This is a genomic window from Amazonocrinis nigriterrae CENA67 (assembly GCF_016056305.1).
GTDB classification, from domain to species: domain Bacteria; phylum Cyanobacteriota; class Cyanobacteriia; order Cyanobacteriales; family Nostocaceae; genus Amazonocrinis; species Amazonocrinis nigriterrae.
In genome coordinates, this window is the sequence record NZ_JAECZC010000055.1 from 112,193 (window position 1) to 124,717 (window position 12,525).

Genomic DNA, 12,525 nt, shown 5'->3' on the forward strand with positions numbered 1-12,525 from the left:
AACTTAAGTTACTATGTCTCCTATTGCCTTTGTGCAATGACGTGAGGAGTAGTGCAGGTGAAACATGAACATAATAGAAAATTTTAAAACACAGGCTACGGACAATCTTGTTGCCATTGCTAACCAATTCACGCTTCAAGGTCAGGTGACGGCTGTTCAAGCGTTTGGTAGTGGTAATATTAATGACACGTTTTTGGTAACGCTGGATGCTTCCCAATTGCAGCATTTTGTCCTGCAACGCATCAACACGCAAGTATTTCGCCAGCCTCAACTGATCATGCAGAATATGTGTATCTTTACTGAGCATGTTCACAAAAGGTTACAAAAGACCCCCTTCAGCCGTCGTTGGGAAGTACCGCGCGTGTTGTTGACTAAGGATAATCAAGACCATTGGCGAGATGCAGAGGGTTCATTCTGGCGGGCTATCAGCTTTATTGAAGGTTCGCAGTCCTTCGACACCATGAGCGATCGCTCACACGCCAAAGAAATCGGTTATGCTCTGGGGATGTTCCACAATCTAATTAGCGATTTGTCACCGGAAAAACTCGCCGATACTCTCGTGGGATTTCATATTACACCGCTTTACCTGCAACAATATCAAGAAGTTCTGGCGAAAACTACTCCGCACCCATCCCCAGAAGTAAATTATTGTTTGCAGTTTGTTAGCGATCGCCAACTCTTTGCACATATCCTAGAAAATGCCAAAGCTGAAGGTAAGCTACCACTGCGGCTGATGCACGGCGACCCCAAAATTAACAATGTGATGTTTGACACTGCCACTCAAAAAGCCGTCAGCGTCATAGACCTTGATACTGTTAAGCCAGGACTAGTACATTATGACATTGGTGATTGCTTGCGATCGGGCTGCAATCCTGCCGGCGAAGAAGCTGCGGATTGGAATGATGTTTATTTCGATACTGATTTATGTAAGGAAATTCTCGAAGGTTATCTATCCATAGCTAAGGCGTTTCTCACAGAAAATGACTATGCATACATGTACGATGCAATTCGTTTGATTGCCTTTGAGTTAGGGCTGAGGTTTTTTGCTGACTATTTAGCCGGCAATGTCTATTTTAAAGTTAAACATCCAGAACATAACTTAGAAAGAGCGATCGTTCAGTTTAAGCTTACCGAGAGTATCGAATCCCAAGAAACCCAGATTCGCTCTATTATCGAGGATATGAAATGAACGAGCAAACCTTTTTCCTACAACCTTTCTCTTTTAGCGAGTCTCTACCCAATTTGAAAATTGCAGGCAATATCGCCCGACATGCTAATAAACTTATTATCTGCTATTCGCTTCTGGGTGAATTAAAAGAAATCGTTATTGCCCCACCCTCAGACACACCAGCGCGAAAGCATGAACTGTGGAAAGATACCTGTTTTGAGTTCTTCCTCGGTATCAAAGATTCTCCAAGCTATTGGGAATTCAACCTCTCCCCTGCTGGAGACTGGAATGTCTATCATTTTGATGGATACCGTCAAGGGATGCAAGAAGAAACAGCCTTTACGAAACTCCCGTTTAATGTTGATAATCAATCTGATAGTTTGACACTGACTTTAGATGTCGATTTGAGTAAAATCGTCTCAGTAAATCAAGTTATCGAGGTTGCTATCACCGCTGTGATCAAACAAATAAGCACTGAAGTAACTTATTGGGCATTAACTCATCAAGGCGTGGAGGCTGACTTTCATCTGCGAGAAAGTTTCATCATTAAATTGTGAAATATGTTTTGATGTAGGTTGCTCTGATAACGAACCGCCTCACCCTACCCTTCTCCCTTTGTGAGAAGACTCGCACTTCGTTAACAGCAGTGACGCTCCTGCGTCAAAGATCGCTCTTGAGATCGTAATCGACGCAAGGCTTATGATGTGCGACTGTTTCACTAAGGTGCAGAGAACGCAGAGAGAATTAAGAGAGATTTTCACAATTAAAAGGAAAAGATTCCCAACTTTTATAATAAGTTAGGAATCTTGTTGTTGACAAAAGATTTAAGACTGTTCGAGTTAAGTTTTGAAGCTAAGATTTTTGTGTAATTCTGTATAGGGACTTGATGAGTGTTTTTTTAATCAAGTATGCGATAAAAATATATTCTCAGTGTCCTCAGAAAAATGCAAGGAAAGTTAAGACAGTTAAGAAGAAAATTCAAAAGACAGTTAAGACAGTTAAGAAGTAACAATGCTACATATTTACTAGCTTTACAAGTAAATAATAGCGCTCGCCCTTGCTTCTGACCTGCCATCGGGCGTTTTGAAATCAAATTGCGATCGCATTGATTTTACTTATAGTTTTGTTAAAAATTACAAATTAGAAGGCAATGCTTCACCATTTGCATTCCAAACAGTAATTCTACAAAGGCTGTTTTTTATAGTTAAGGTATACTGAAAGCAGAAGTTAAACAGCAGTTGTGTGATTATGTTGTCTCTTGAACAACTGATGCAAGAAGCATTGTCTTTGCCAAATGAATCAAGAGCTTTACTAGCAGAAAAGCTAATCGAAAGCTTAGAATTTGATAGTGATCCTAAAATAGAAGCAGTTTGGATAACAGAGGCAAAGCGAAGACGAGATGAAATTCGCACCCAAGATGTTGAACCTATACCAGGGGAAGAAGCATTAGCACAAGTCAGACGACTCCTAGAACAATGAAATATGTTTTTCACCCTGAAGCGCTGACTGAATATTCTCAAGCAGTTCAATATTATGCTGGAAGTCGTACAGAATTAGCCCAAGCTTTTATCAATGCAGTAGAAGATGCAGTTTATAAAATTAGAGAGTCGCCTACTCGCTGGCGAATAATTGATGAGGATATTAGGCGCTACCTAATACGAAAGTTTCCTTATGGAATTATTTAGACAATTGAAGAGGACTACATTCTAATTTTAGCTGTGATGCATTCTAGTCGAGAACCTGGATATTGGAAAAGTCGTAAGGAATAGCGATCGCCCCCAACTCCCAACCGAGAATATACACTTATTTATATGTATTAATTTGTTCATGCTGATAGTATTTATGTGCTGCCAAAGCCATAGCCAAAAATCCCCAAAGAATCATTCCCATCACACTCAGCATTCCGCTGCTAATAATTAGCTGAGCGCAAGAACTGATACCAATAGCACGGGCTGCACTGACAAAATTATCAAAACGAGCTTCACTATAGTTACACACACTCACAAGCAACAAAATTAAACCACCCATATAAGGGATGGCGCCAAACCAACCCAAGGTGAAAAACATATCTAAAATGCCACTGTCAACCACAAAAACTTCAATTTTACCTGTTTTTTCGTCTACCTTCCAAATATTTCCTAAACCGTTACCCAGACCATTTGTCAGAGCTAAACTGAGGTTTCTGTCATAGTTTCCCGATCTATCTCTAAAGCTACTATCCTCTTGCAGATTAGTAAAACTTTCCATACGATCTGCCACAACTTTAGAAATTGGTTCGATGGTTGTTAATGGCACAACACACATTGCCATCACCAAAATTATGGTAATTAAACGCATTTGAGTACGTGCTTTAGCCGAAGCCAAAATCATCACTATCCCGAATAACCAACCGCCCCAATTACTACGTGCTTGGGTAAGTAAAAACGACAAATAACCAAATGCTGAAGCAGGAAAAGTTAAAAAGTTTTGGCGACTGGTGAACATTAACAATAAACCAGTTTGCAGCACAGTTGCATAGGGGCCAACTGAGTGCATTGTACTCCACACACGCATCCCAAAAGGAACAGGATCTCCAGAACTGGTAAACAGTTTTGATTCTATCAGCCAATAACGATCCCACTCAGGAGCCACGACAAATTGATACACACCATAAGCACCTGTGAGTAACACGCACCAGAAAAATGTGCGCTGCATGTTTTGGCGATAGCTGGGATAATCTCGCCAGTTCATAAATAAGTGAAAAGCAAAGATGATGGGGCTAAGCCAGTCCAGTAAACTGCGTGCTACAGGGATGGGTTGATTATAAATAATACCAACAAGAAAACCGTAGAATACCCCTAAAGCAGCCAAAACAAAAGGTAAGCCTCCCTGACGAGCAGCACTAGGAAAGTATCGTAAAAAGGTGGCTATACTGACGAAAGACACTAAATAAGGTGCGATGAGCATCTGACGGGTGGGATCCCAGCCAACTCGATAGTCAACTAAACGAACAACTAAAGGCGTGAGAAACCACACCCACCAGTTAAAACCGATATAAAGAATGGGATGCCGCAAGTATAAAAATATGGCGACAACCAGAGCTGCTGCTGGATAAATCAGGCGCAGCATGGCAGCAAAACCCACAAAATAACAAGCTATTGTCAATAGTACAAAGCCAAGGATAACTATCCAACCCTGGAGCGATCGCTCTTTAGGAGAAAAATGTGCTTGTAAAAAACTATTAAAAAGTATTTGATTGTAAACCATACCAATTTTAGATTTTAGATTTTGGATTTTAGATTTTGGATTTTAGATTTTTTAATTACTAATTCGTGTTAAAACTTACTGCCCATTCCCTATTCCCCATTCCCCATTGCCCCTTATCCCCAGAGGGGGCCCCGAGTTCCCCATTCCCCACCGTATGTCTGCCATCCTTGCCAACGTCCACGCCAGGATGCTAGCCACTTTTTAGTTGCTAGTTGGCCTTGGCTGGGTAAAAGTCTCAGCCATTGCACGAAGCCGAAACTATCTCTTGTGCCTACTAATATGGCCCAAAGCAAAAATACAGTCCGACGTAAAGGTGGCAAATGCTCTAGTAAAACTAAAGTTTCATTATGGACTAAATTAATAAAGGCAATTTCATTAAAGTTGTGCCGTTGGTCTTCATCAAAACGTTGTGCTGGATAGTGATCTACGGCAACGCTAGGATCATAAATAATCTTCCAACCAGCCCGCTTGAGTGCCAGGGTAAATGCCATTTCAAAGTGTACTTGCGCCCCTGTGCCGCGCATCCGCTCATCAAAACGTAATTGTCCGATCGCCTGGGTACGAAAACTCATGTTTACGCCTTTGAGAACATCGACTTCGCGGGGTTCTCCCACTCCCAGGTGATGGTTGCCAATGACACGACCAAACCACTGCAACTTGCCAACCACCAAGCGGGAATCATCTTCAATTTTGGTGTCGCGGTGTATCCAATCACGCCCACCGACTCCACCAATGCAACTATCTGATATAAAGTGAGCGTTGATTCGTTCTAACCAATCCCGATGAGGTGCAGCATCATCATCAGTAATGGAAAGAATATCTCCTTTCACGACTGCTAGTCCGGCGTTGAGGGCTGCGACTACTCCCGGTTGTGTCACCTTCACAGTTTGCAATGGTAGATTTTGCGGATTGAACTCTGCAAGGAATTGCCAAGTTTCAATATCCGTATCGCGGACAACTACTATTACCTGATCGACTGGTTTAGTTTGCACCTGTAGCGCCAAAAGGCAGCGTGATAGATCTAGAGGACGGCGATAGGTTGGTATGAGAACGGTGTTCTTCATGCTTGATTAACTCCTCAAATAGATCCACATAGGTTTGTGCCATAGTTGTCCAGCTATGTTGTTCTGCTACTGTGCGGGCTGCTTTACCCATGCGTTGCATTTCTGCCTCTACGCTGACTAAAGACAACAACGCCGCCGCCAAAGCATCGATATTGTCTGTATCGGGCAAAACTATGCCACACTCCGGTGTGACTATTTCTGCACCACCGGTTGCTGTGGCAGTAATTACAGGTAATCCAGAAGCAAGGGCTTCTAACAATACCAACGTGCAAGCCTCGTATCGGGAAGGAAAAACAAATAAATCCACAGCCCGCATAATTTCAGCGATGTCACGACGGTATCCGAGAAAATGCACTCTTTCAGTTAACCCTAGAGAGGCTGCTAGTTGTGGAAAGGGACTACCTTCAGTTGCACCCACCACCGCTAGATGTAAATCGGGAACTTTCACTAAGGCGTGTAGCACCGTATCTAAGTTCTTCCTGGTTGTGCGGATATCTCCGGCAAATAAGGCTAAAGTTACATCTTGAGGTAGACCTAATTGTTGCCTAAAAGCTGTTCCAGGGGCAAATTCTTGTAAATCCACACCATTAACAATCACGCGGATACGAGAACGAGGTACACCAATGCTGACTAATTCCTGGGCGACTTTCTCGGATACTGCAACAACGATTTTTGCTTTTTGGAATGCCTGTTTTTCCCAATGGGCATTTAATGCTGTATATAACCACTGATAAAAGCCGTAAAAATCGCGGCGAATGCGGGAAATGTGAGCAGGTGATTTTAACCAAGAACTATGTACAAAATGTACAGCGTTAATATCGGCTGCTGCTGTGGTAATTGCTCCGTTGACTTTTATTAAATCAAATTTAGAGCGATATTGATGTAACCAATCAGTAGCTGTTTTACTAAAAATAAAATTACGAATAAATTCTGTGGGGTAGTTTTTGACTGGAATTTCAATCCAATTTACTTGAGGATTATTTTCTAGTTTTGGCGCTATTTCACTAGCTAATAATGTTAGTTGATGACCGCGTTGAATTGCTTCTTTAGCAACTTCATAGTTGACTCTTCCTTGACCATCACCTTTTTGAAGTTTGTGCGTTATTATGCAAAGTTTCATATCATTAATGATAAAAAATTTTGAAAAACGAACCACCAAGACACAAAGACACAAAGAAATTAATTAATAAACTCTCCGCGCCTCTGCGTCTCTGCGTGAGAAAATTCCTATTTTGATATTCCAAGTAATTGATTAGCTAATGGTCGAGGAGTAAAACTGATAGTAAGTGCTGCTATAGTTCGCAAGTTAAATTTTTGTTGGCTTAATGCTTGCCAAAGATAGGGACGTGCTGCTGCTGTTTGTTGATTTCGTAGTAAGCCAATAGCTAAAGTTGTATGAGCTTCTAAGCATTTTTGCTCAAAGTACGGTTGAAATTCTTTTAGACGTTCGTCTTGACTAAATATTTTGTAGCAAAATATTTCGCTTTTAGCTTTGCGAATTTTGGCTTGAGCATCCTTACTTCCACTCAGCATAGTATCAGTTTGCTCATGAGTACGATATCGCGTTAATCTTTCTGGATGATAGTAAGCACCATAACCAGATATACAGCAAAGATAGGTTAAATATAAATCCCACATTCCACCAACTTCTGAGGGAATGCTATCCCAATCAATAATATTATTGCGAATCACACAGGCGGCGGCTGTAGGTATACTTTTATCTACTAAGCCAATTTTGGCAAAAGTTTGATAAACTCCTTGTGTTAATTTGTCACGTTTGTAAGCTTGTGTATTTTCTTCAGTTAGCGCATGATTAATTTCGCTTTGTGCATCAATGATATATTGGTCGCAAAAAGCAAGAATTAATTCTGGATTTTCTTCTAGGGGTGGAACTAGCTTTGCTAAAAAGTCTTCATTCCACATATCATCATCGTGGAGGCTAGCAACGTATTTGCCTTGTGCCATTTTGAAGGCGTGCATTTGATTAGCTAGCATCCCAATATTTTGCTGTTGTCGCCAAAATCTAATGCGTTTATCGTTAAATGATTCGATAATGGGTTGAGGATTTTCGGGGCTACAATTATCAGAAACAATGATTTCGATATTTTGATAAGTCTGTTGAATTGCGCTAGCGATCGCTTGTTTCAAATACTCTGGTCTATTATAAGTGGGAATAACAACGCTAACTAGTGGTTCGTTGAATTGATTATACTCAAGCATCTTTTATGCACCATCACTCATCTTGCTCATAACTATCGATTTTTTGATGACTTTATCGAGGTTTTAAATCAGTTTTATAAAACTGAGTACTGCTCTGGTGTAAACATATAAATTAGCGATTGTATCGGCGATGAAATTCAATAACTTAGATTGCTTGGGAATTTTATAATCAGGTATATCAAGCATTCCTTGCGATTTGGCATATTGACGACATGCTTCCCAATCAAATTTCCAAATGTCTTCTATCCAGAAGCGACGCAATCCATATTTATGGAAGTAACGAAGAACTTCAAAATCGTAAGAATAATATTTTTGTTTGATAATTGTATGCATATCAATTCCCTGTTCTTCCCAGCCTGCAAACCATTCATTAGGAGCAGTTTCGACTTTACCAAGCTTCAAGTAATCTTGTTGGGAAGTGTAGCGAGTCCGTCTACCAATACTATTACCAACTCCCAAAACATTTTCTATAACACTGTACATGCGAATTTTGGCAGCATGTGCATCTAAACGAGTCACGGCATAGTGCAAGACTTTAATATCATGAATATGCAATCTTGCCGCATATTCTGGCATTGGAATTCTCACGCTATGAATAGATTGTGGCTGATGTTCGGCTCCGTCATCAACATAACCAAGGGGTGTAAGAATACCAGTTCTAATACATTGATGGGTTGTGACAAATAAATCTGGCTTTTCAAAAAATAATACTGTTCCTGGCTTGGCTTTGAGCATTGTTTGCCAGCTTTGAGTTTTGATGGCGTTAGCGGCTAATATTTCATCAGCATCTAAAGCTAAAATAATTTTATGTTCTGATATTAAATCTCTCGCAGCTTTAATCAATAACAATTGTCGCTCTGCTTCATTGAATTTATCTGATTTATTTTCAATCAAGATAACTTTGGGATATTTTTTACAAATAGCCTGACTACCATCAGTTGAGTTTTGGTCTGCAATAATAATATAATCAGCAAATTCACTAGTAACAGATAAGAAGCGGTCTAAAATCCAGGCTTCATTTTTTACAGGAGTAATGACTACAATTTTCGGTGTCGAGCTTTCCATTATGAATTCTCAGGTTTACACAAATCAAAGTTATTAATTACGCACAAATCAGGGAATAACGAACCACAGAGACACAGAGGACACGGAGTAATGAAAGTTACTAATTTTTTATAAACTTGTATTAAATATTTATTTCTCTCTTCCTTGGCGTCCTTGGTGAGTCCACTTGCCGTCTTGGCGCCTTGCGTCGATGGCAAAGTGGCGTTAGCGCAGCGGTAGCGAGCTTGCGAGCGTCACCCGAAGGGCGGTTCGTTTATCTACCATGAAATTCAGCAATAGTCTTTTCGTAAATTTCTTCTAGCCGCTGAATGTGAACATCAATAGTAAATTCTTGCTCAAACCAAGCTTTACCCTCTTTTCCCATGTCTCGGCTTTTTTGATAGTTTGACGCTAGTTCATTGATAGCAGCAGCTAACTTTGGAATATCATTTGGTGGGACAAGAATACCTGTTTCACCATCTCGCAGATGTTCTGGAATTCCTCCAACTGCACTAGCAATTACAGGTCGATAACGTGCATAAGCTTCCAGAGTTACAAGACCGGCTGGTTCAGGCCAAACGCTAGGAAAAACCACAGCAAAGCACTGTTGATAAAGTTCTTCTAATTTCTCGCCGTGACACCAACTATGCCAAGTAATGCGATCGCTTAACCCCATCTGGTGTGCTAATTTTTCCATAGTTGGCTTACCCCAACCATCACCAGCTATATCAAGATGAATTCCTGGGTCGGTTTTTGCTAAAGCTTTAATTAGCCATTCAATGCCTTTATAAGGAACAATGCGACCAGCAAACAAAATCCGCTGTTTTTGATGAATTTCCCTAGTTAAAGCTGCTGTAGGACTCTTGGGTGGTTGCACACCACAACGCAGTGTAAACACCCGCTCTTGTGATAAACCACTCATAATGATTTGCTGACGCACATAATCACTATTAGCAATTACTGGAATTTTGAGTTTTTTCAGTATCTCTAAAGGCTGGTAAGCATTCCACCAGTCTTGAAGAATATTTTGTGGTCGGCGGCTACCACAACCATCTATTAAATGTCCCCAGGTACATCCTAGAGGATTCATCGGGCGATCGCAAACTCTGTTTCGGTCTGCTAAATACTTCGTACCGCTGGGACAGTAAGTAGAATGATTGTGTAAGGTAAATATTGCTGGACATTCTGAACGCAAATCCATTAACATATCTGGATCGTGAATGTGAAGCAATTCAAACTGTCTCTGATCGACATTTTTTAAATCAGTGATAGTATGAGCGCTCACACCTGGAATTTGAGAATGTACCAATGAAGCTACATAAGTTTCAATCCCACCACCGCCACTAATATCAGCATTAGTGCAGTGAGAAATTATTTTTTTATTAACTACTTGATAAGTCATATTTCATTGTACCTTTGCGCCTTAGCGCCTTTGCGTGAGGCAAATTTATATTTTCAATTAGTTAAGTAATCCTTGATTTCTAAATATTTGTTCTAGGGTTTGTTGATAAACTTCTTGAGTTTGTTTTTCAGATGTGATTCTGGCAGATTTACCCATTTCTTGGCGAGTTGGTTCATTGTTAGCGAAAAATAAAAGTTTATCTGTGATAGCTTGAATGTCTCTAGGAGGCACAACAAAACCATTCACTGCGTTTTCGACTACATCAGCTGCACCACATTGAGAAGTAACAATAACAGGCAATCCACAAGCCATTGCTTCTAATGCGACTAAGCCAAAACCATCTTCTACAGAAGGTAAAACTAAAACAGAACATCTGCCAAATACTTCTGTCGGATCGACACGGCTAAAATCCCAAAATTCTTGTTTAATATTGGCATGTTTGCTTAAGGTATTTTCCATGAATATCCGCAAGGCACGGGTGGAAGTACCTCCAACGATTAATAATTCGGAATTAGGAATCTCAGCTTTTATAAAAGCATCAACTAAATAAGGTACTCCTTTACGAGGTTCAATTGTTCCGACATAAAGCACGCGGAAAACTTCATCCTGCTTAGGAGTAGGACGAAATCTATTTGTATCTACAAAAGGTGTGAGGACTGCAATTTGGTTTGGTGAAAATCCAGCTTGAATAAAACTTTGTTTTGCCACTTCTGAAAGGACAACGATTAAATCAGCTTGTTCACACTCTCCTAAAAAGCGTTGCAGCATTATGGGATTCATCGTCGCTACAGTAGGTTCAGAGAGGAATTCCATTTCTTGCTGAATTTGTTGCTGCATGAATGGAAGATAATTATTGAGGCAATATAACCAAGCGATCGCACCTTTTTGTTTAGCAGCTTTAAAACCTAAATTCGTTTGTCCTGCTACCCCCATAATTAAGTCACAGGATTGGGATTTTAGGTATTTACTTACTTGCTTATCAAAATATAAATCGCTCAACAATACAGCCAAATCATTGCGACGACGTAACACAGGAGTCGCTAATAATCTGCGACTCCATTGGGAAGATCCTAAAGGATAAACAGGAAAACTAGTTTGAGGTTTTTCTTCACCAGAACACAATACAGTTAAATCTGCGAATTGGTTTAAACCTGTTGCAGCATTTGCTAAACAACCTCCCTGTCCTCCTGTACCAAAACCTGTATTACAAGTAAGAGTAATTTTCATCACTGGCAATTAGTAATAGTTGATTCAAATATTGGTAGGTTTGATCAGAAATACACTCGTCAGGGATTATATCAGGAAGATTATTCACAAATTTATCAATAATAGGTCTGCCTGTCAGGTCATTTTCCCCAGCGATCGCTGTTCTATCAAGAATAATTATTAAGAATTTTTTACTAATCCATATTGCTGATAGTTTGGCTTTCTTCTCCACTCAACTAAATACTGTTTGTAAAAATTGATAATATGGATAAGTTCCCACTCTTGTGGAAGCAAACCTTCTGATTTTAAAGGATGTCGCCATGTCTTTAAACGCCAAAAACCAAAATTAATTAAGCACTTGAGCAACCTTAACCTGGGAAAAGAAATCTGAGTATGATCCCAGTGATGTGCAAGGTAAGCTGATGTTTGTCCCGCTTTTTGTGCAGCATTCATCAGATGCGATCGCAGTAACCTGGACTCGTCAAAATGGTGTTCTACAACCACGTCTAAAGCTGAAGCAATTCGGTATCCAGCTTGCAGAATTTGTGCTGTGAATAATGTATCGTCACCATAACCTATTGCTCCTGGCCCGATTTCAGTATCAAATCCAGGTATTTTAACTAATACTTGTTTTAAGAATGCCATATTGGCTCCTATTAAAAATTGAGGAGCCTGGGGATCAATAAACTCTGAAGATGCAAAATATGCACGATGAATAGGCTGCATCCATTCTCTATCCAAATGTGGCGCAATTTTCACACCACCAGCAACAGCTTCGGCTGTTCCAGCTAAAATAGGCGCACACATTCCCTCAATCCAATTGTGCGGTGGTCGAACATCATCATCTGTAAACAAGATAATCTCTCCCCGCGCTGCTGCAATACCAGCATTACGAGCTTTTGATAAACCACGCTGGAGTTCGCTAATATAGCGAACTGGCATATTTGGCATAGAAAAAGATTGGATAATTTCAGCGGTGCGATCGCTCGAAGCATTATCCACTACAATCAATTCACACGATAAGTTTTCTGGTACATTCACTTGCGCCAATGATTCTAAAGTATGACGCAAGCTTTCTGCACGGTTACAAGTGCAAATCAAAATCGAAACTGAGTGAGACTGCAATTCTAATGTCATAGTCATCAATAATTTAAATTACAAAGCATTGAACTAAA

General features: G+C 40.2%; 12 protein-coding genes. 4 read left to right on the forward strand and 8 right to left on the reverse strand.

What is annotated here, in order from left to right; all coding sequences use genetic code 11:
* Positions 1–64 precede the first annotated feature (64 nt).
* The 4 genes from I8748_RS22820 (at position 65) to I8748_RS22835 (ending at position 2,853) form a co-directional block, all read left to right on the forward strand.
* Complete coding sequence (locus I8748_RS22820) at positions 65–1,189, forward strand: phosphotransferase enzyme family protein (protein WP_198126827.1); 1,125 nt, start codon at positions 65–67, stop codon at positions 1,187–1,189.
* Positions 1,186–1,725, forward strand: a complete 540-nt coding sequence (locus tag I8748_RS22825) for a DOMON-like domain-containing protein (RefSeq protein ID WP_198126828.1) — start codon at positions 1,186–1,188, stop codon at positions 1,723–1,725. The genes I8748_RS22820 and I8748_RS22825 overlap by 4 nt, the downstream gene beginning before the upstream one ends.
* Before the next feature lie 691 nt (positions 1,726–2,416).
* Positions 2,417–2,647, forward strand: a complete 231-nt coding sequence (locus I8748_RS22830) for an addiction module protein (protein ID WP_198126829.1) — start codon at positions 2,417–2,419, stop codon at positions 2,645–2,647.
* Positions 2,644–2,853: a hypothetical protein gene (locus I8748_RS22835; RefSeq protein ID WP_225896521.1), complete on the forward strand. Its 210-nt coding sequence runs from the start codon at positions 2,644–2,646 to the stop codon at positions 2,851–2,853. Before I8748_RS22830 ends, I8748_RS22835 begins: the two co-directional genes overlap by 4 nt.
* A gap of 118 nt (positions 2,854–2,971) precedes the next feature.
* Here the strand turns inward: I8748_RS22835 and I8748_RS22840 are convergent, their stop codons facing one another.
* The 8 genes from I8748_RS22840 to I8748_RS22875 form a co-directional block, all read right to left on the reverse strand.
* On the reverse strand, positions 2,972–4,414 hold the full coding sequence (locus I8748_RS22840; protein ID WP_198126830.1) for an O-antigen ligase domain-containing protein: 1,443 nt from the start codon (positions 4,412–4,414) through the stop codon (positions 2,972–2,974).
* Between the two features lie 113 nt (positions 4,415–4,527).
* Positions 4,528–5,478 carry a glycosyltransferase gene (locus I8748_RS22845; protein ID WP_198126831.1) on the reverse strand — a complete coding sequence of 317 codons (951 nt, stop codon included), beginning with the start codon at positions 5,476–5,478 and terminating at the stop codon, positions 4,528–4,530.
* Positions 5,396–6,598, reverse strand: coding sequence for a glycosyltransferase family 4 protein (locus tag I8748_RS22850; protein ID WP_198126832.1), 1,203 nt, complete (start codon positions 6,596–6,598; stop codon positions 5,396–5,398). Before I8748_RS22850 ends, I8748_RS22845 begins: the two co-directional genes overlap by 83 nt.
* Positions 6,599–6,705: 107 nt before the next feature.
* Positions 6,706–7,698, reverse strand: a complete 993-nt coding sequence (locus tag I8748_RS22855) for a glycosyltransferase family 2 protein (protein WP_198126833.1) — start codon at positions 7,696–7,698, stop codon at positions 6,706–6,708.
* Positions 7,699–7,761: 63 nt separating this feature from the next.
* Entirely contained in the window at positions 7,762–8,763 is a 1,002-nt protein-coding gene (locus I8748_RS22860) for a glycosyltransferase family 2 protein (protein WP_198126834.1), read from the reverse strand.
* Between the two features lie 253 nt (positions 8,764–9,016).
* The gene (locus I8748_RS22865) at positions 9,017–10,144 is read right to left on the reverse strand and encodes a glycosyltransferase family 4 protein (protein ID WP_198126835.1); all 1,128 of its coding nucleotides are present in this window, start codon (positions 10,142–10,144) and stop codon (positions 9,017–9,019) included.
* 57 nt (positions 10,145–10,201) lie between these two features.
* Positions 10,202–11,371, reverse strand: a complete 1,170-nt coding sequence (locus I8748_RS22870) for a glycosyltransferase family 4 protein (protein ID WP_198126836.1) — start codon at positions 11,369–11,371, stop codon at positions 10,202–10,204.
* 159 nt (positions 11,372–11,530) lie between these two features.
* Positions 11,531–12,493, reverse strand: a complete 963-nt coding sequence (locus I8748_RS22875) for a glycosyltransferase family 2 protein (protein ID WP_214662705.1) — start codon at positions 12,491–12,493, stop codon at positions 11,531–11,533.
* Positions 12,494–12,525 lie beyond the last annotated feature (32 nt).

Bases quoted from the DNA above. Each gene is read 5' to 3' on its own strand.
- I8748_RS22820 (WP_198126827.1), top strand. From the start codon at position 65: ATGAACATAATAGAAAATTTTAAAACACAGGCTACGGACAATCTTGTT.
- I8748_RS22825 (WP_198126828.1), top strand. From the start codon at position 1,186: ATGAACGAGCAAACCTTTTTCCTACAACCTTTCTCTTTTAGCGAGTCT.
- I8748_RS22830 (WP_198126829.1), top strand. From the start codon at position 2,417: ATGTTGTCTCTTGAACAACTGATGCAAGAAGCATTGTCTTTGCCAAAT.
- I8748_RS22835 (WP_225896521.1), top strand. From the start codon at position 2,644: ATGAAATATGTTTTTCACCCTGAAGCGCTGACTGAATATTCTCAAGCA.
- I8748_RS22840 (WP_198126830.1), bottom strand. From the start codon at position 4,414: ATGGTTTACAATCAAATACTTTTTAATAGTTTTTTACAAGCACATTTT.
- I8748_RS22845 (WP_198126831.1), bottom strand. From the start codon at position 5,478: ATGAAGAACACCGTTCTCATACCAACCTATCGCCGTCCTCTAGATCTA.
- I8748_RS22850 (WP_198126832.1), bottom strand. From the start codon at position 6,598: ATGAAACTTTGCATAATAACGCACAAACTTCAAAAAGGTGATGGTCAA.
- I8748_RS22855 (WP_198126833.1), bottom strand. From the start codon at position 7,698: ATGCTTGAGTATAATCAATTCAACGAACCACTAGTTAGCGTTGTTATT.
- I8748_RS22860 (WP_198126834.1), bottom strand. From the start codon at position 8,763: ATGGAAAGCTCGACACCGAAAATTGTAGTCATTACTCCTGTAAAAAAT.
- I8748_RS22865 (WP_198126835.1), bottom strand. From the start codon at position 10,144: ATGACTTATCAAGTAGTTAATAAAAAAATAATTTCTCACTGCACTAAT.
- I8748_RS22870 (WP_198126836.1), bottom strand. From the start codon at position 11,371: ATGAAAATTACTCTTACTTGTAATACAGGTTTTGGTACAGGAGGACAG.
- I8748_RS22875 (WP_214662705.1), bottom strand. From the start codon at position 12,493: ATGACTATGACATTAGAATTGCAGTCTCACTCAGTTTCGATTTTGATT.